Origin of the sequence: Streptomyces sp. NPDC058375, assembly GCF_042723425.1 — a bacterium.
Taxonomy (GTDB): Bacteria; Actinomycetota; Actinomycetes; order Streptomycetales; family Streptomycetaceae; genus Streptomyces; species Streptomyces durocortorensis.
Genome location: NZ_JBHXJG010000082.1, coordinates 1 through 18,811 on the forward strand (window position 1 = coordinate 1; position 18,811 = coordinate 18,811).

General features: G+C 73.4%; 11 protein-coding genes. 7 read left to right on the forward strand and 4 right to left on the reverse strand.

The window, feature by feature from the left end:
• Window positions 1–730: 730 nt before the first annotated feature.
• Window positions 731–1,288 (reverse strand): MarR family winged helix-turn-helix transcriptional regulator, encoded by a 558-nt coding sequence (locus ACFWM7_RS15915; protein WP_006125761.1) that lies wholly within the window; start codon window positions 1,286–1,288, stop codon window positions 731–733.
• A gap of 132 nt (window positions 1,289–1,420) precedes the next feature.
• Between ACFWM7_RS15915 and ACFWM7_RS15920 the strand changes: the two genes are divergently transcribed.
• Window positions 1,421–2,752: an MFS transporter gene (locus ACFWM7_RS15920; protein WP_383260689.1), complete on the forward strand. Its 1,332-nt coding sequence runs from the start codon at window positions 1,421–1,423 to the stop codon at window positions 2,750–2,752.
• Between the two features lie 35 nt (window positions 2,753–2,787).
• Here ACFWM7_RS15920 and ACFWM7_RS15925 read toward each other — a convergent pair whose 3' ends face one another.
• Window positions 2,788–4,596: a SpoIIE family protein phosphatase gene (locus ACFWM7_RS15925; protein WP_383260658.1), complete on the reverse strand. Its 1,809-nt coding sequence runs from the start codon at window positions 4,594–4,596 to the stop codon at window positions 2,788–2,790.
• Between the two features lie 265 nt (window positions 4,597–4,861).
• Entirely contained in the window at window positions 4,862–6,313 is a 1,452-nt protein-coding gene (locus ACFWM7_RS15930; protein ID WP_383260660.1) for an NAD(P)/FAD-dependent oxidoreductase, read from the reverse strand.
• A gap of 433 nt (window positions 6,314–6,746) precedes the next feature.
• Here ACFWM7_RS15930 and ACFWM7_RS15935 point away from each other — a divergent pair, with 433 nt between their 5' ends.
• Together ACFWM7_RS15935 and ACFWM7_RS15940 are read left to right on the forward strand one after the other, a co-directional pair.
• Complete coding sequence (locus ACFWM7_RS15935; protein ID WP_383260663.1) at window positions 6,747–7,631, forward strand: TetR/AcrR family transcriptional regulator; 885 nt, start codon at window positions 6,747–6,749, stop codon at window positions 7,629–7,631.
• A 352-nt stretch (window positions 7,632–7,983) separates the two neighbouring features.
• The gene (locus tag ACFWM7_RS15940; protein WP_383260665.1) at window positions 7,984–9,972 is read left to right on the forward strand and encodes a sigma-70 family RNA polymerase sigma factor; all 1,989 of its coding nucleotides are present in this window, start codon (window positions 7,984–7,986) and stop codon (window positions 9,970–9,972) included.
• Window positions 9,973–10,245: 273 nt separating this feature from the next.
• Here ACFWM7_RS15940 and ACFWM7_RS15945 read toward each other — a convergent pair whose 3' ends face one another.
• Complete coding sequence (locus ACFWM7_RS15945; RefSeq protein WP_383260667.1) at window positions 10,246–12,357, reverse strand: asparagine synthase-related protein; 2,112 nt, start codon at window positions 12,355–12,357, stop codon at window positions 10,246–10,248.
• An 855-nt stretch (window positions 12,358–13,212) separates the two neighbouring features.
• Between ACFWM7_RS15945 and ACFWM7_RS15950 the strand changes: the two genes are divergently transcribed.
• From ACFWM7_RS15950 to ACFWM7_RS15965, 4 genes are all read left to right on the forward strand, one after another.
• Window positions 13,213–14,838: a sporulation protein gene (locus ACFWM7_RS15950; protein WP_383260669.1), complete on the forward strand. Its 1,626-nt coding sequence runs from the start codon at window positions 13,213–13,215 to the stop codon at window positions 14,836–14,838.
• A 141-nt stretch (window positions 14,839–14,979) separates the two neighbouring features.
• On the forward strand, window positions 14,980–16,236 hold the full coding sequence (gene lhgO / locus ACFWM7_RS15955) for an L-2-hydroxyglutarate oxidase (protein ID WP_383260670.1): 1,257 nt from the start codon (window positions 14,980–14,982) through the stop codon (window positions 16,234–16,236).
• A complete protein-coding gene (trmB, locus tag ACFWM7_RS15960) occupies window positions 16,229–17,194 on the forward strand; it encodes a tRNA (guanosine(46)-N7)-methyltransferase TrmB (protein ID WP_383260672.1) in 966 nt (321 codons plus the stop codon). The genes lhgO and trmB overlap by 8 nt, the downstream gene beginning before the upstream one ends.
• 95 nt (window positions 17,195–17,289) lie before the next feature.
• Entirely contained in the window at window positions 17,290–18,807 is a 1,518-nt protein-coding gene (locus ACFWM7_RS15965) for a PrsW family intramembrane metalloprotease (RefSeq protein WP_383260673.1), read from the forward strand.
• Window positions 18,808–18,811: the final 4 nt, after the last annotated feature.

An 18,811-nucleotide genomic window follows, 5' to 3' on the forward strand; every position in this document is an offset into this window, starting at 1 on the left:
TCTCCGTGAATGTTTACCCGTAATCGGGTGCACACACACGAGAGCGGAACAACCGGTCGGAATAAGACCCGTTGTTCACAGCGTCCTCGCTGTGTTATTGCCTACCACCACCAGCTGGTGGCCGTAGGACTTTCAAAGGAACCACCAACCTGCACCAGGTGCAGGCCGGGGTATCAACATATCTGGCGTTGACTTTTGGCACGCTGTTGAGTTCTCAAGGAACGGACGCTTCCTTCGGTCCCGTATCACCGGGGCCCTCCGGGCGCTTCCCTTCGTTTTCTTCTTTGTCTTGCTGTCTTACGTTTCCGACTCTATCAGACGCTTTCCAGTGTCTGACTCCCGGTCGAAGCGGGCCGTGCAGTTTCGCTTTGCAGGTTCTTCGCTTTCGCGTTTTCCCTTTCCCGCGAGTCCGACTCTATCAGATCCTTTCGGGCCTGATTCCCAGTCAGCGGGGTTTGGCTTCCCGGCTGTTGGGCCGTTCCGACGCTCAAACTCTAGCGGATTCTCCCGGCGGCTCATAATCGGGCCTTCGTCATGAATTCCGGCATGCCGAAATCATCCCGAGTGGGAGATCGTGCTGAAGTTTGGTTGCCGCGTTCACGGCGGGATCGGCTGCCGCCGGACCGTACCGGCTCCGTGACAACTCGGAGAACTTTACGGATCCGCCAGGGGTGTGTCAACCCTCCCTCGGGGGCCTCGCAGAGCCCCTGCCAGGCCTCCGACGTGGCCTTCAGTCCAGGTCGGTGAGTCGGCCGCCGGCATCCGGCTGGGCGTGCTCCACCCTGCGCAGAAGGCGGACCAGCAGCTCGCCCAGGACGCCGCGCTCGTCGCCGGACAGGTCCTGGAGGAGGTCCTCCTCGAAGTCGCTCGCCATGCGCATCGCCTCGAGCCACTTCGTACGGCCTTCGTCGGTCAGCTCGACGATGACGCGAACCCGGTTGTTCTCGTCGCGGTCACGGGTGACCAGGCCCTCGCCCGCCATCCGGTCGATGCGGTGGGTCATGGCGGCCGGGGTGAGACCGAGGCGCTTCGCCAGTTCGCCGGGGCCCAGCCGGTAGGGGGCGCCCGACAGGACGAGGGTCTTGAGGACCTCCCACTCGGCGTTGCTGATACCGAGCGCGGCGACCTGCCTCCCGTACGCGACGTTCATCCGGCGGTTCAGCCGGCCCAGCGCGGAGACGACCTGCTCGACCTGGGGGTCGAGGTCGCGGAACTCGCGCTGGTAGGCGGCGATCTGTTCGTCGAGGCTCGGCTCGCTGGGGCCGGGCTCCTCGGTGCTCTCAGACATGGCGGGCAGTATGGCACGCTCCCACCACCCTTGAAGTCCTTCAGCCTGAAGTTTTCACCTTCTAAGTTTAGTGCTAAAGTCTTCGAGTCTGATTCCTTCAAGACCTTGAGGTAGGTGAGTGTGACCAGGGAGATGGGCGCAGCGCTGCGGCGGATCCAGCTGGGCAGCGCGCTGAGCGCGTTCGGGCTCGGGTTCACCGTTCCGTATCTGTACGTCTACGTGGCGCAGGTGCGGGATCTGGGTGCCGGGACGGCGGGAGTCGTCCTGGCCGCCTTCGCGATGGCAGCGCTGGCCGTTCTGCCGTTCACCGGGCGGGCCATCGACCGGCGGGGCCCGTTGCCCGTGCTGGTGGTGGCGTCCGCGCTGGCCTCCGTGGGCGCGGCCGCCCTGGGGTTCGCGAGCAGTGTTCCGGCCGCCGTGCTGTCCGCCGCCGTCCTGGGCGCGGGCACCGCCGTCATGCAGCCGGCCCTCGCCACGATGCTCGTGTGGTGTTCCAGCGCCGCGACCCGTACGCGCGCCTTCGCCATGCAGTTCTTCCTGCAGAACCTGGGGCTCGGCCTCGGCGGGCTCGTCGGCGGGCAGCTCGTGGACGTGGACCGTCCGGCGAGCTTCACCATGCTCTTCCTGATCGAGGCCGCGATGTTCGTGGTGCTCGGTGTCGTCGTGACCACCGTGCGGATGCCTCGTACGGCTTCCCTCGGGGACGCCCGGCCGTCAAACGAGGCTGCCGCCGCCACGGGTGGTGGGCTGCGGGCGCTGCTCTCGCACCGGGCCATGGTGCAGCTGTGCGTGCTGGGGTTCGTGTTGTTCTTCGCCTGCTACGGGCAGTTCGAGTCCGGGCTCGCCGCGTACGGCACGGAGGCCGCCGGGATCGAGCCCTCGACGCTCGGCTTCGCGCTGGCCGCCAACACCGCGGTCATCGTTGTGGCGCAGTTCGTCGTGCTGCGGCTCGTGGAGCGGCGGCGGCGCAGCCGGGTCATCGCCGCGGTCGGCCTGATCTGGGCGTTCGCCTGGCTCGTGGCGGGGTACGCGGGGCTCGGCCACGGCAGCCAGGCCATGGCGACGGCCGCGTTCATCTCGACGTACGCGCTGTTCGGGCTGGGTGAGGCGATGCTGTCGCCGACCGTCGCCCCGCTGGTCGCCGATCTGGCGCCGGAGTCGATGGTCGGGCAGTACAACTCGGCGTTCGCCCTGTGCAAGCAGCTCGCGCTCGCGGTCGGTCCGGCCGTCGGCGGGCCGATGGGGGCGTCGCTGCACGGCCCGTACATCGTGACGTTCGTGCTGTTCTCGCTGGGCATCACGGTGCTCGCGCTGCGGCTGGGGCGCCGGCTCGCCCCCGTACAGGATCAGCCGTCGCTGGCAGCCGTCCCCTCCCGGGTGGTGGCGGTGTCACTGCCTGAGGGGCCGGACGGCGCGGTGCCCGCCGGGAACACCGCCCCAGCTTCCGCCTCCGCCGGTCACTGACCGGACGCGCTGAACCTTCGCCCTGCCGCCCTGCTTCACTGCGGCAGGGCGAACTCGCACCAGACCGCCTTGCCGCCGCCCGGCGTGCGCCGACTGCCCCAGGAAGTGGCGATCGAGGCGATGATCGAGATGCCGCGTCCCGCCTCGTCGGCCGGTTCGGCCTGGCGGCGGCGCGGCAGGTGGTCGTCGCCGTCGGTGACCTCGATGATGAGCCGGCGGTCCGTGCGGCGCAGCCCCAGGCGCATCGGCGGGGTGCCGTGCTGGAGGGAGTTCGCGACGAGCTCGCTGGTGGCGAGGACGCCCAGGTCGCGAAGTTCGACGGGGAAACGCCAGGAGGTCAGGACCCCGGTGGCGAAGGCGCGGGCGCGCGGGGCGGCCTCGATGCCGCCGAGGAGATCGAGCGCCGCGTTGTGGAACAGCTCCGCGTTCGCCCCCGTACGGGCGGGGTGCTGGACGACGAGGACCGCCACGTCGTCGTCGTGCTCGGCGGTCACGCCGAGGGAGCGGATCAGCCGGTCGCAGACGACCTGCGGTGATCCCTTGGCGCCGGAGAGAGCCCGGGCCAGGGAGGCGACGCCCTCGTCGATGTCCTCGCTGCGCCGTTCGACCAGGCCGTCCGTATAGAGGACGGCGGTGGAGCCGGGCGGCAGCGCGATGGTGCCCGAGGTATGGACCCAGCCGCCGGTGCCGAGCGGGGGGCCGGTGGGGTCGGCGGCGCGGTGGACCGTGCCGTCCTCGTCGCTGACGAGGATCGGGAGGTGGCCGGCGGAGGCGTAGACGAGCTGCCCCTCGTTGGGATCGTGGACGGCGTAGACGCAGGTCGCGATCTGGCTGGCGTCGATCTCGGCGGCGAGGCCGTCCAGCAGCTGGATGACCTCGTGGGGCGGGAGGTCGAGGCGGGCGTAGGCGCGGACGGCGGTGCGGAGCTGGCCCATCACGGCGGCGGCCCGGACCCCTCGGCCCATCACGTCGCCGATGACCAGGGCGGTACGGCCAGCGCCGAGGGTGATGACGTCGTACCAGTCGCCGCCGACCGCGGCGTCGGTACCGCCGGGCTGGTAGGTGGCGGCGATGCGGAGGTCGTCGGGCTGCTCCAGCTCCTGCGGGAGCAGGGAGCGCTGGAGGGTGACGGCCGTTTCGCGGTGGCGGCGCTCGCTGGTGCGCAGGCGCTCGGCGGCTTCGGCGTGGTCGGTGACGTCGGCGGCGTGGACGAGGACGCCGCCTTCTCCCTTGCCGGCTCCCCTGCTCTCCGCCTTGCTGTCGCCCTTGTCGCTTCCTCTGCCCTCCGCTCTTCCGTCTCCCTTGTCCTCCGCCCTTCCGTCTCCCTTGCCCTCCGCCTTGCCGTCGCTCTCGCCCTCCGTGTCGTCCCAGGCGGCGACCGGGGTGCAGGTCACGGTGTACGAACCGCCCTCGGCGGTCCGGCGGGACTTGACCGTACGGGCGGTGCCGCTGCGCAGGACCTGGTCGAGCAGCGGGAGCACGCTGAGCTGGGCGAGCTCGGGCATGGCCTCCGCCGCGGGGACGCCGGGCGGCCGGGGGCCGAACGCGGCCTCGTACGCGTCGTTGACGTACGCGATCCGGTGGTCCGGGCCGTGCAGCAGCGCGACGGGGGCGGGGAGCCGGCCGAGGATCTCGCGGGCGGAGAGGGCGTCGAGGGCGGGCCCGGGGAGGGCCTCCGTCGAGGCGGGGCCGGAAGGTGCCGGGGAGGCGGCGTCCAGCTGGGCGGGCGTGCCCTCCGGGCGGGCGTACTCGGCTCGGGCGGCCGGCACGGAACTACGGTCGTCCCGTGTGGCGGCTCGGCGCTGCGTTCCGGGAAGGCGGGCGCTCCAACGCGTGAAGTTCACGGTATTTCTGGCCTCGTGTGTCGGTCGGGTCCGCTCGGGCGGGCTGCTTCTTCTGCCGTTTCGTCTGCCGTGTTCGGCGCTCCGGGGGCCGTACCCCCGGGAAGGCGCAGCCGGGCCTCGTCGTGCTGTTGGTGCGTCGCTGCTGGTCACGGATGGTCACTGCGGACCGGGTCACTCTGTGCAGGTGTGGGCCCACCTATGGTCACACGTCCAGTGTGACCGACCGTACTGACAGTCGCCGCCCGGCCGCCCCGGCGACGGCCTGTCAGCTGTCCGTCCGACGGTCGTCCGGCGGTTCTCCGGGGCCCTTCGGGCGGCCGGGGCCGGGGAGTCCCGGGGTGCCGGAACCGCCGCCGCCCGCCGCGAGTTCGAATTCGGCGCGGGGGTGCTCCAGCGAGCCGAGGGAGACGATCTCGCGTTTGAAGAGGCCGGACAGGGTCCATTCGGCAAGGACGCGCGCCTTCCGGTTGAACGTCGGTACCCGGCTGAGGTGGTACGTACGGTGCATCAGCCAGGCGGGGTAGCCCTTGAGCTTGCGGCCGTAGACGTGGGCGACGCCCTTGTGCAGGCCGAGGGAGGCGACCGAACCGGCGTACGCGTGGCGGTACTCGGTGAGCGGTTTGCCGTCGACGGAGGCGAGGACGTTGTCGGCGAGGACCTTCGCCTGGCGCACGGCGTGCTGGGCGTTGGGGGCGGTCTCGCTCCCCGGTTCGGAGGCGGTCAGGTCGGGTACGGCGGCGGCGTCGCCGGCGGCCCAGGCGTGCGGCGTGTCCTCGACGCCGAGGGTGGCGGTGCAGCGGAGCCGGCCGCGTTCGGTGAGGGGCAGGTCGGTGGCGGCGAGCAGGGGCGACGGTTTGACGCCCGCGGTCCAGACGAGGGTGCGGGTGGGGAAGCGGGAGCCGTCGCTGAGGACGGCGACGCGGTCCTCGCAGGTGTCGAGGCGGGTCTCCAGGCGTACGTCGATGTTCCGGCCGCGCAGCTCGCCGATGGCGTACGTGCCCATCGCCTCGCCGACCTCGGGGAGGATGCGCCCGGAGGCCTCGACGAGGATCCATTTCAGGTCGGTCGGCTTGATGTTGTGGTAGTACCGCGCCGTGTAGCGGGCCATGTCCTCCAGTTCGGCCAGTGCCTCCACGCCCGCGTAGCCGCCGCCTACGAAGACGAAGGTGAGAGCGGCGTCGCGGATCGCGGGGTCGCGGGTGGCGGAGGCGATGTCCATCTGTTCGATGACGTGGTTGCGCAGCCCGATGGCCTCCTCGACGGTCTTGAAACCGATGCCGAATTCGGCCAGACCGGGGACGGGCAGGGTGCGCGACACGGACCCGGGGGCGATGACGATCTCGTCGTACCCGATCTCCAGGGCTCCGGTGCCGTCCTCGCCGGTGGCGAGGGTGGTGACGGTCGCGGTCCGTTTGGCGTGGTCGACGCGCTCGGCCTCACCGATGACGATCGTGCAGTCCTTCAGGACGCGGCGCAGCGGCACGACGACGTGGCGCGGCGAGATCGAGCCGGCGGCCGCTTCGGGGAGGAAGGGCTGGTACGTCATGTACGGCTCGGGAGTGACGACCACGATCTCGGCGTCGCCGCTCTTCAGTCTCTGCTTCAACTTCCGTTGGAGACGCAGCGCTGTGTACATCCCGACGTAGCCGCCGCCGACGACGAGAATGCGCACACCTGGCCGGGTGCCGGGGGTCGTCCCCCGGGAATCTGGAGCCATCACCACCCCATGACGCAACGGAGTCAGTGGTTTGTCCACAGGCCCGGCAAATTGTGTGACCGGAGGATCCGCGACGGCGCTCGGGGCCCGTCGGACGCGATCAGCGACAGCCGCGCAGGTCAGGCACTACGCAGGGGGTAGGGGAAGGGGCGCTGTCCCGGCGTCGATCGGATCTTGGTCCGATCGGGGGGCGCCCCATGCGGAACTACCCCCTTCTGAATTGACGCGGGCTCAACTATGTTCGTAACCCGTCGGGGTGTCGGGTGCGGATTTCGTATGGCTCCGCTCCCCGGCTGAAACGGCGGGAAGTCTCCGGGGGGAGACGTCATAACCGGGGGAAGTTATGCATATTCAGGATACGCATGGCCAGGCTGCGCTCTCGCGCGCGTCCGAGGACAAAGGACGCCTCGGCTCCGTGGGAGCGCTGGGCGTCATGAGCTCGGCCGATGCGGTTCGTTCCGCGGCCGCGGTGAGTGCGGCGGCGATGGGTTCGGCGGCGATGGGTTCGGCGGCGATGGGTGCGGCGGCGATGGGTTCGGCCGCTGCCGGACAGGCCCCGAACGGGGCGACGACGACGGGCACGGCGACAACGGGCGCTCCGCGCTCGGCTCCGCTGCGCGTCGACGCGCAGCGCAATCTGGAGCATGTGCTGCGGGCGGCGCGCGAGGTGTTCGGGGAGCTGGGTTACGGCGCTCCGATGGAGGACGTGGCACGTCGTGCGCGCGTCGGCGTGGGCACCGTCTACCGGCGGTTCCCGAGCAAGGACGTGCTGGTGCGCCGGATAGCCGAGGAGGAGACCTCACGGCTGACCGAGCAGGCGCGTACGGCGCTGGGGCAGGAGGAGAAGCCCTGGTCGGCGCTCTCCCGCTTCCTGCGTACGTCCGTGGCGTCGGGTGCGGGCAGGCTGCTGCCGCCGCAGGTGCTGCGGGTCGGGACCGATGGGGAGGAGCAGCCGGGTCTGCCGGCGTCTTCCGGGGCGGCTCCGGCGCAGGGCGCGGTGGACGAGACCCGTGTTCCGCAGCAGCGGCAGGGGGTGGGCCAGGACGACTTCCGCGTCGTCGGCCAACGCCCCGGGGGCGGCGACGGGCTGGACGGCCTCGGTGAGGAGACCGGGGCGGTCGAGCTGCTGGAGGTCGTGGGGCGGCTGGTGGACCGGGCCCGGGAGTCCGGTGAGCTGCGCCGGGACGTGACGGTGGCCGATGTGCTGCTGGTCATCGCCACGGCTGCGCCTTCGCTGCCGGACGCCGCTCAGCAGGCCGCGGCTTCGGCCCGGTTGCTGGACATCCTGCTGGAGGGGCTGAGGTCGCGGCCGGCGTGACGGCCGGGGGCGACGGCCCCGCCCGCCCAGGCCGGCAGCTCGTTCCCGTGCCGGCAGCTCATTCCCGTTATCGCTCGTCGGTCCGCTCTCGCTCGTCGGTTCGCTCTCGCTCATCGGTCCGCGTCCGTCCGCCTCGTCAGTTGTAGAGGGCGGGCGGGGCGGTGGCGGCGGTGAACGGGGGGCGGGCGAGTAATCAGCTGGAACTCATTCCCCGAACGAGGGCTCTTTAGCACTCACATTCGGAAAAACACCCCGGATGAGTGGTTGGCAGGACTGAGAGGCCAACACGATTGAGCCATGTGGCAGTCTTGGCCGGTATTCGGGTCCGAGGGTGTATACGGGGGCTTCCGCGATGAGCGGTAACGAGCAGCAGGAAGAGCCGCTCGGCGAGTTCGCTGCGGCCGACAGGGACACGAAGGCGGACGGGCTGTCCGCCGGACAGGTGCCGACCCAGGCCGTGCGCGGCCCGTCGGACGGTGAAGCCGAGGGCGGCACCGTCCTGCCCGGCCCGTGGCCCGCCGTCGCCGAGGAGGGCCTGCCCGGCGAGGCCGGTACGGGCGTCGGCGCGCACGCGGTTCCGCAGCAGCGCGCGGGCCGCGTCGGCGCCCCCGAGTCCGGTCTTTCCGACGCCCGGCTGATCGAGGACATGCGGGCGGGCGACGACCAGGCCTACGAGGAGCTGTTCCGGCGGCATTCGGGCGCCGTCCAGCGCTATGCCCGCAGTTGCTGCCGGGACGCGCACACCGCCGACGACCTGACCGCCGAGGTGTTCGCGCGCACGCTCCAGGCCGTACGGGGCGGAAAAGGGCCGACGGAAGCGGTCCGGGCCTATCTGATGACCGCCGTCCGCCATGTCGCCGCCGCCTGGACGAAGAGTGCCAAGCGGGAGCATCTGGTCGACGACTTCGCGGTGTTCGCCTCGCAGGCGACCCGCTCCTCCGAGCTCTCCGACGACGACACCCTCGAACTCGGCGCCGACGTCCTGGCGATGCACGAGGCCGAGCAGACGATGGCGATGCAGGCGTTCCGGAGCCTCCCCGAGCGCTGGCAGGCCGTCCTGTGGCACACCACCGTGGAGGAGGAGTCGCCGAGCGAGATCGCCCCGCTGTTCGGCCTCACCGCCAACGCCACCGCCGTTCTGGCCAGTCGCGCCCGCGAGGGGCTCAAGCAGGCGTATCTCCAGGCCCATGTCAGCCAGGCGCTCACCACCGGCGGGGACTGCGCGCAGTACGCCGACCGGCTCGGCGCCCACGCCCGGGGTGGGCTGCGGACCCGGGCCGAACGCGGGCTGCGCAAGCACCTGGACGAGTGCGCCAAGTGCCGGGTGGCGGCGGGCGAGCTGAACCATGTGAACGCGGGGATTCCGGCGCTGCTGCCCGTCGCGGTCATCGGCTGGTTCGCCGCCGGGTATTCGCTCAAGGCCGCGGGCATCGTGGCCGGCGGCACGGCCGGGGCCGCCGGGGCGGGAGCCGCCGCCGCGGCCACCGGTTCCGGCTCGACCGGCGGGGCCGCCGGGGGCGCGGCCTCCGAGGGGCTCGGCGCGCCCGCGAAGGCGGGGATCGCCGCCGCCGTGGCGGTGGCCGCCGCAGCGGGTCTGGTGTGGGCGCTCGTCGGCGACGACCAGCCGAAGCCGGTGCCCAAGCCGGTCGCGAAGCCGCCGGCCGTGGCGCCCGCGGACCCCACGCCGGAGCCCCCGCCGCCGACTCCGAAGCCCGAGCCGCCGGCCGCGCCCGCTCCGCCCGCGCCCCCGGAGCCGTCCCCGTCCGAGCCGGCCCCGGAGCCCACGCCGAGCCCCACGCCCTCCCCCGAACCGCCGCCGAAGCCCGCGCCGCCGGCGCCGAGCCCGCCGCCGTCCCCGAAGCCGACGCCGAAGCCGCCGAAGCCCATACCGCCGCCGCCCGCCCCGGAGGTGTACCGGGTCAGCGAGCTGGCGTACTCCGTGTTCGGCGACCACACCGAGCCGGAAGTGGCGATGGGCCAGAGCAGTTGGGTCTGGCAGCGTTCGAACGTGTCGATCGCCTCGACCCGTTACGCGCACGGGGCGACGGTGCACGCCCGCTCCTCGGTAACCATCCAGCTCAACCGGCCCTGCACACGCTACGAGGCCCTGGTCGGGGTGGACGACATGACGCTCGGGCTCGGTGCGGTGCGCTTCTCCGTGTTCAACGGAGACGGGGCCCGGCTGTGGCGCTCCCCGGTGATGGAGGGCGGCGATCCCGCCGTCCCGGTGAGCGTGGGGATCGCGGGCCAGTCCTCGATCCGGCTCGTGGTGGAGCCGGAGGGGCCGTTCGGCGGGGTGGCCCTGGCCGACTGGGCGGAGTCCCGGATCAGCTGCGCCTGAGCGGTACGCACGTCACGCGGCTCCCGCCGTAAGGGGCGCGGTGGGGATCCCGGTCACGGCTGCCCGGCGGCGCCCCGGGCGCTCACGCGGCGCCGTTGGCCTCCCGGTCACGCCTGGCCGCCGACGCCCCGGTTGCTCACGCGTGCGCCACTGGCCTCCCGGTCATCACGGGGCTGCCCGGCGGCACCTCACGGCAACGGCTGCCCGGCGTCCTCCCGGCCACGCCCGCCCGGCGGCGACTTCCGGCCAAGGCTTCCGGGCGGCGCGTCCCGGTCAGGGCTGGAGCGTGCGCCGGGCGGGGATCACACCGCCGGCGACCGCGCGCTGGCGCGGGGCGGCCGTGCCGGTCCAGCAGGTGCCGCGGCGGGTCACCAGGCGGCGCAGCCACAGTTCGGTGGAGGCCAGGTCCGCCAGGCCGTCGAGGGGCAGCGGCTCCCCCTCGGAGGCGGCGCGCAGGGCCTTGCGGACCACGCGGGCCTCGACCAGGCCCGCGTCGGCGAGCAGCGGGGCGTCGAAGAGGGCCATCAGCTCGGGCAGCGCGGTGCGCAGTCCGGTGCGGGTCACGGCGGTGGAGGTGGCCTGGGAGGGCGTGCCCCAGCCGGGCGGCAGATCGTGGATGCCCGCCCCGCCGAGAACCCGGCGCAGGATCGCGGCCCGTGCGCCGGGCTGGACGCGCAGGGACTCGGGCAGGGCGCGGGCCGCCCGGACGACCTGGTTGTCGAGGAACGGGGCGTGCAACCGCTGGCTGCGGATCTCGGCGGCCTGTTCCAGGATGCGGTGGTCGGCGGCTCCCCGGGCGAGGGCGGCGCGGGCACGGGCCTCGCCCGGGCGCTGTACGGAGGTGGGCCGGATCGCCGCCTCCTGGAGGCGAACCGATACTTCGGCCAGCGCCTCCCCCGTCAGCCAGCGCGCCGCGGGCCCCGGGCGCGACCAGGCGAGGGCGGCGAGCGAGGCGTCGGCGGGGGTGGCGAGGTCGAGGGCGTGCCGGTTGGCGTCGGGGAGGAGCCCGGCGGCGGACTCCAGGCCGGTGCGGTACGACGTACGGGCCAGGCGGCGTGCGGCGCGGTAGACCGTCAGCGGGACGAACAGGGAGTGCGCCGTGGGGCCTTCGGCCTTGGTGAGGGCGGCGACCGGGCGCAGGAGGTGGCGTCTGCGCCGGTCCATCAGGAGGTCGGCGAGGCGCGCCGGGTGGGCGTCCAGGACCTGCCGGGCCCCGGTCCCGACGAGGTGGTCGGCGCTGCCCGCGGAGAGCCGGCGGCGGTGGCGTTCGGCGAGGACGAGGGAGGGGGCCGGTTCGTCGGTGAGCGGGCCGGTCTCCAACGAGGCGTACGGCAGGGCCTCTTCGCCCGCCGCGACGACCACGTGGTGCAGGCGCGGGTTGGCGGCGATGGCGTGGGCCCGCTCCAGCTCGCCCTCGTCGCCCCGGGTGGTGAGGTCGTTGAAGGTGACGGCGAGCAGCCGCTCGCCCGCGCCGGTGCCGTGGCCGAGGAGGGTGCCGGGCAGCCCGGGCAGGCCGGAGGCGAGCAGGGCGAGGGTGGCGGACGCGCTGCCTCCGGAGAGGTCGGCGCCGATGCCCGCGACGGGTCCGCCGCGGGCGGCGCGCCGGTCGGCGGGGCCCATGCCGGGGACGGGCCCCGGGTCCGGCGGAGTGCTTTCCGGCGCGTGGCGCGGGGCCGTGAGCCGGGCGCGTACGGCTTCGACGAGCGCGTCCCGTACGCCCTCCACCGCGTGCACCGGGTCGGCCTGGGGTGCGGCGACGGCGAGCGAGGCGACGGCCTCGTATCCGGTGATCTCCCGCGAGCCCTCGCGCAGGATGAGGGCGTGGCCCGGCGGTACCCGCTTCACGCCGACGTAGGGCGTGCCGTCGCCGAGGGCCTCGGGGGTCTCGGGGCAGGCGAGCAGGGCGGCGAGGTGGCCGATGTCGAGCTGGGCCTCGATGAGGTCGGCGAGCGGCAGGGCGGCGGTGGCGAACGCGGTGCCGCCCGCCCAGGGGGTGTGGAAGACGGGCCGGGCGCCGGCCAGGTCGCCTGCGACGGTGATGCGGCGGCCGATCTGGACGACGGCGGTGTAACTGCCGGGCCAGGCGGTGAGATGGCGCATCGCGCCGCCGCGCGCGGAGAGGAGCCCGACCCGCAGCTGCTCGTCGGTGGCCCCGCAGCAGCCGAGGACCGCGAGGCGGGCGGTGGGCGCGCCTTCGGGGGTCGCGACGCCGATGACGCGGATCTCGTCGGGCCGCCAGTCGCCGACCGCCCACAGCGGATCCGGGTCGCCCCACAGGAGTTGGGAGCCCACGGGGTGAACCGTGCGCCCCTCCCCGCCGTTTCCGACGGCGCCGACGGTGCCGAAGCTCGCGGCGATACTGCTCCATCCCACCAACCAACGCATCGCCGCCTCCACAGGCTGTGGACAAACGGCGCACCTTTGATGAGCGAAACGCCGCTGCGGGACATGCTGCCACGACAACGACGCAGGAGAGGGTGTACGGGCAGCGCACGCCGGAAGAGCATGCGCCCCTGGCAAAGGCCGAACGCGGTCTTCACCGCGACGACAGCAACGGAACTGCCGGTTCCAGGAGTTACGGGGCCGGGGCCGTCCGGTCTCCGCGCCGCCCCGGCCCGCCCCCGTGGAAGGGGAGGGGCCGGCGCCGCCCGGAAACAGCGCCGATATCCGGCCATAGTCGGACCGTTGGCCAGACCCTCACCGGAACGTCGCTATTCGGCCATTCTCTCGAAGCGCCACCACGCGCGCATACCGTGCCGCGCCCCCCTGGCGGCCCTTCCACGCACAGTCCGGGAGGTGGGCCTCACCTCCCGGACCGGTCCACCGCCCGCGGGGAATGGAGCGGCGGTTTCCCCCAGCCCACTGAGTCCAGTGCAGCGGGCCGACCCACGCAGGTCCCAGCCAAGCGTTCCGGCGACGGCCGGGCCAGAGCGCACGGCCGGGCGCACGGCCACACGCCGGGAGCACGCCCCGCCCCGGCTCGCACACCCCCGTCCGGACGTACCGGACCGCCCGGACGGACAACAATCCCGCCATCCGGACGTCTGCCTCTTAACGGTAGGGATAGGGAGAACTACGCTGTGTTTACTGGTGTTCTCGACAGGGGGGCATATTCCTCGGGGCTCGGCCACATGCGTGTGCAGGCGGAGTACGAGGGTTCGAACCTGGGGAGGCATCGGTACGAATGCCGCGCGCCGTCCTCGGTGACGCGGCGGCTGTCTGTGTGTCGAGGGGTGGCGCATGTCCAGGGAGCAACGCGGGCCGAACGAGAAGCTCGGCACGGTTCTCGCCCTCGCGGGAATCAGTAACGCCGGGCTCGCCCGGCGGGTCAACGACCTCGGAGCACAGCGCGGTCTGACACTTCGCTACGACAAGACCTCGGTGGCCCGGTGGGTCGCCAAGGGGATGGTGCCGCAGGGCGCCGCGCCGCATCTCATCGCGGCGGCGATCGGGGCCAAGCTCGGCCGGCCGGTCCCGCTGCACGAGATCGGTCTCGCCGACGCGGACCCGGCCCCGGAGGTCGGTCTCGCCTTCCCCCGGGACGTGGGCGAGGCGGTCCGGTCGGCGACCGAGCTGTACCGGCTGGATCTGGCCGGGCGGCGGGGCGGCGGCGGAATCTGGCAGTCCCTGGCGGGTTCGTTCTCGGTGAGCGCCTACGCGACGCCCGCTTCCCGCTGGCTGATAACCCCCGCCGATCCGTCGGTGGCCCGGGATCCGACGGCGGCGCAGGCGACGATCCTCGGGGCGCGCGGCGGTGGATCCGACGGCCCCGGCGGGCCAGGAGCCCGGGGGCCGGGGGCCGCTCCGGACGCCCGGGGCGCACAGATCCTCCACACCGGCGGCGGCACACCAGGCACCCCGGGCGTCCCCGGCATCCCAGGCGCTCCCGGCGCGGCCGGCTCCGTCCCCGTACAGCCGGGACCGGAGAGCGCGGCGGACGCCTCGCCCCTGCGGGTCGGCCACAGCGATGTGACCAAGCTGCGCGAGGCGGCCCAGGACGCCCGGCGCTGGGACTCCAAGTACGGCGGCGGCGACTGGCGTTCCTCCATGGTTCCCGAGTGCTTACGCGTCGACGCCGCACCCCTGCTCCTCGGCTCGTACACCGACGAGGTCGGGCGGGCCCTGTTCGGCGCGTCCGCCGAGCTGACCCGGCTGGCCGGCTGGATGGCCTTCGACACCGGCCAGCAGGAAGCCGCCCAGCGCTACTACATCCAGGCCCTGCGCCTGGCCCGGGCCGCCGCCGACGTCCCGCTCGGCGGCTATGTCCTCGCCTCGATGTCCCTCCAGGCGACCTACCGCGGCTTCGCCGACGAGGGCGTCGACCTCGCCCAGGCCGCCGTCGAGCGCAACCGGGGCCTCGCCACCGCCCGCACCATGAGCTTCTTCCGGCTGGTGGAGGCCCGCGCCCATGCGAAGGCCGGCGACGCACCGGCCGCGGGGGCCGCGCTCAAGGGCGCGGAGAGCTGGCTGGAGCGCTCCCGGGCGGGTGACTCCGACCCGCCCTGGCTCGGTTTCTACGGCTACGACCGGTTCGCCGCCGACGCCGCCGAGTGCTACCGGGACCTGAAGGCCCCCCGCCAGGTGCGGCGCTTCACCGAGCAGGCGCTGTCCCGGCCGACCGAGGAGTTCGTCCGCAGCCACGGACTGCGGCTCGTCGTCTCCGCCGTCGCCGAGCTGGAGTCGGGCAACCTGGACGCGGCGTGCGCGGCGGGCACCCGGGCGGTGGAGGTCGCCGGCCGGATCTCCTCGGCCCGCACCACGGAGTACGTGCGCGATCTGCTGCACCGCCTGGAGCCGTACGGGGACGAGCCCCGCGTCGCGGAGCTGCGGGAGCGGGCCCGCCCGCTGCTGGTGACCCAGGCCTGAACCGGCCGGCGGACGCGTTCCGTGCGCCCGCCGGGACACGGAAGCCGCCGGGGGAGGCGGAATGTGCGCCACGCCCTGGCCATCTCGGGTTTGAGCCGGTTGTCAGTGGGTCAGTGCACTATCGGGGTGGGAGGTGGCGTGATGATGACGCACGCGGCGTACGACTGCGATGTGCTGGTGATCGGCGGCGGGATCGTCGGTCTGTCGACCGCGTATGCGCTGACCCGGGCGGCTCCGGGCACCCGGGTCACGGTCCTGGAGAAGGAGCGCGGCCCCGCCCGCCACCAGACCGGCCGCAACAGCGGTGTGATCCACAGCGGCATCTACTACCGCCCCGGCTCCCTCAAGGCGCGGTACGCGCTGCGCGGCTCCGCCGAGCTGGCGGACTTCTGCGCCGAGCACGCCATCGCCCACGCCACCACCGGCAAGCTGATCGTCGCCACCGAGCGCTCCGAGCTGCCCCGGCTGCACGCCCTGGTGCAGCGCGGCCGCGAGCACGGGCTGCCCGTGCGGGAGCTGGGCCCGGCCCAGATCGCGGAGCACGAACCGGAGGTCCGGGGCCTGGCGGCGATCCGGGTCGGCACGACGGGCGTCTGCGACTTCACCGCCGTGGCCCACCGCTTCGCGACCGAGGTCACGGCGGCGGGCTCCATCGTGCGGTACGGCGCGGAGGTCACCGCGATAGACCGGCGCCCCTGGGGTGTCGCGGTGCGCACGGCGGACGGCACGGTCGTGCGGGCCAGGGTGCTGGTCAACTGCGCGGGGCTCCACTGCGACCGGGTGGCCCGCCTCGCCGGGGACGACCCGGGGGTGCGGATCGTGCCGTTCCGGGGCGAGTATTACGCGCTGGCCCGCCCCGAGCTGGTGCGCGGTCTGGTCTACCCGGTGCCGGACCCGGCGTTCCCCTTCCTCGGCGTCCACCTCACCCGGGGCTTCGACGGCTCCGTCCACGTCGGGCCGAACGCGGTCCCCGCCCTGGCCCGCGAGGGATACGCCTGGCCGCAGGTCCGCCCCGCCGAACTGCTGTCCACGCTGAGCTGGCCGGGCACCTGGAGAATCGCCCGCCGCCACTGGCGGTACGGGGCGGGCGAGGTGCACCGCTCGCTGTCCCGGTCCGCGTTCACCCGGGCCGTCCAGCGGCTGCTGCCCGCCGTCACCGAGGACGATCTGCGCCCGTCGCCCGCCGGGGTGCGGGCCCAGGCGGTGCTGAAGGACGGCACGCTGGTCGACGACTTCCTGATCCGCGAGGCCCCGCACACCGTGCATGTGCTCAACGCCCCGTCGCCCGCCGCGACGGCGTGCCTGCCCATCGGACGGGAGGTGGCGCGGCTCGCGCTGCGCCGGGCTCGGGGGACGGGGTGGAAGCCGCCCGCCGTAGAATCCGGTCATTGTGTCTGAGCAGCCCCTGAACCCCACCCCCTCCGGATCCCCCGACGACGAGGCGACGCCGACCGGCCCCGCGCGGACCGGCTCCACGGCGGCCGACGCGCTCGCCGACGTCCCGACCGGCTCCACGGCGGCCGACGCGCTCGCCGACGTCCCGACCGGCTCGACGGCCAACGCCGACGACTCCGCGACCGACGAAGCCGCCGTGCTGCGGGCCGCGTCCTTCGAGCGGGCGCGCCGGCTGCGCATGGAGCCGCGCTTCCCCGGCGGCCCCGCCGCCGACCCGGCCGGCTCGCACCACGAGCGCCGGATCCGCAGCTTCCAGCCGCGCCGCAGCCGGGTCACCACCGGCCAGCAGGAGGCCCTGGAGCGGCTGTGGCCGAAGTGGGGCCTGGACATCGACGGCAAACGCGTCCTGGACCTGGCCGAGCTGTTCGACGGCCTGCCCGTCGTCCTGGAGATCGGCTTCGGCATGGGCGAGGCCACCGCACAGATGGCGGCCGACGACCCGGGCACCGGCATCCTCGCGGTCGACGTCCACACCCCCGGCCAGGGCAATCTGCTGGGTCTCGCGGACAGGGCGGGCTCGACCAACGTACGGGTGGCCAACGGCGACGCGGTGATCCTGCTCCGCGAGATGCTGGCCCCCGAGTCACTGGACGGCCTGCGGGTCTACTTCCCCGACCCGTGGCCCAAGGCCCGGCACCACAAACGGCGGCTGATCCAGCCCGACTTCCTCGACCTGGTCGCCCCGGTCCTCAAGCCCGGCGCGATCATCCACTGCGCCACCGACTGGGAGCCGTACGCCGAGCAGATGCTGGAGGTGCTCACCGCGCACCCCCGCTTCGAGAACACCGCGGCGGGCGGCGGATACGCCCCGCGCCCCGCGTTCCGGCCGCTGACCCGCTTCGAGGGACAGGGTCTGGACAAGGGCCACGTCGTCCACGACCTGCTGTTCGCCCGCGTCTGACGCACGAAGGCATACGAAGCGTACGACGGCGCACGGCCATGTCCTGGCCGGATGCGCCGTCGCCGGGTGTCAGTGCTCCTCGTTAGGGTCGAGAGGTGTCCGACCCTTCCGTGCAGCATCAGCAGGCGCGGCCCGCCGTCCCGGTCCTCCACGAGCAGCGGCTCGACGAGGTCCTGGGCGCCGCGCCGGAGCGTGGCCGAGCGCGTTACCGGCCGCGCCGCGTCGGCATGGTGTGGCGCAGCAAGGTGTTCCGCGCCGGGGCCGTGATCGTGGCGCTCCTGTTGTGCGGGCTGGTGATCCTGGCCCTCGTCCGCGAACAGACCGGCCCGGAGGGGTTCCTGGTCGGCCTCGGCCTGGCGGTGCTGCCGGTGCCGCTCCTGATGTCCGCCTTCCGCTGGCTGGACCGGGTCGAGCCGGGGCCCTGGCGGAATCTGATCTTCTCCTTCGCCTGGGGGGCGTGCGCGGCCGCGCTCGTCGCGATCATCGCCAACTCGTTCGCGACGCGCTGGATAGCCACCGCGACGGCCGACCCGGCAGGCGCCGACACCCTGGGGGCGACGGTGATCGCCCCCGTGGTCGAGGAGAGCGCGAAGGCGGCGGCCGTGCTGCTGATCTTCCTGTTCCGCAGACGGGAGTTCAGCGGGGTGGTGGACGGCATCGTCGTCGCCGGCTTCACCGCGACGGGCTTCGCGTTCACCGAGAACATCCTCTATCTGGGCAACGCCTTCGGCGAGGACCAGCAGCTCGGCAGCTCCGGGTTCGCCTCGGTGACGGCGGGGACGTTCTTCGTGCGGATCGTCATGTCGCCGTTCGCGCACCCCCTGTTCACGGTCCTCACCGGCCTCGGCTTCGGCTTCGCGGCCGTCGGCGCCCGCCGCCACCGGGCCCGCCGGATCGCCCTGCCGGTGCTGGGCCTGCTGCTGGCGATGGGTCTGCACGCCCTGTGGAACGGCTCGTCGGCCTTCGGCCCGTACGGCTTCTACGCGGTGTACGGCATCGTCATGGTCCCGGCGTTCGGCCTGGTGACCTGGCTGGCGATCTGGTCACGCCAGCGCGAACTGCGCACGCTCGCGGCCGAGCTGCCCGCGTACGCGGCGGCCGGCTGGCTCACCCCCGCCGAGCCCTCCGCGCTCTCCTCCATGCGGGCCCGGGGCATGGCCCGCGACCTGGCCCGCCACTGGCAGCAGGACCGGACCCGGGGCCGGGCGGCGGCCCGCGCGGTCGCGGAGTACGAGTCGTTCGCGACGTCGCTCGCGGGTCTGCGCCGCCGGGCCCGCCATGGCGCGGTGGGCCCGGACTTCGGCGCCCGGGAGCGGGAGTTGCTGCACCACCTGTGGCAGCGCCGGGACATCGCGGCTCCGGCCCTCACCCACGCCGCCCACATGACCGGCACCGGCCCACGCCCGCCGGTGCCGTACGGATACGGGTACGGCCCCGGGCAGAGCCAGGGACACGGATACGGCTACGGGCAGGGCCAGGGATACGGAACGGGGTACGGCTACGGCGGCCGGCCCCCGCAGCAGCCCCCGTACAGCCACAGCCCCTACGGCCCCCACAGCAGCGGCGTCCCCGCACCGACCACCCACCACCAGCAGCAGCAGCAGCCGCAGTAGCCGC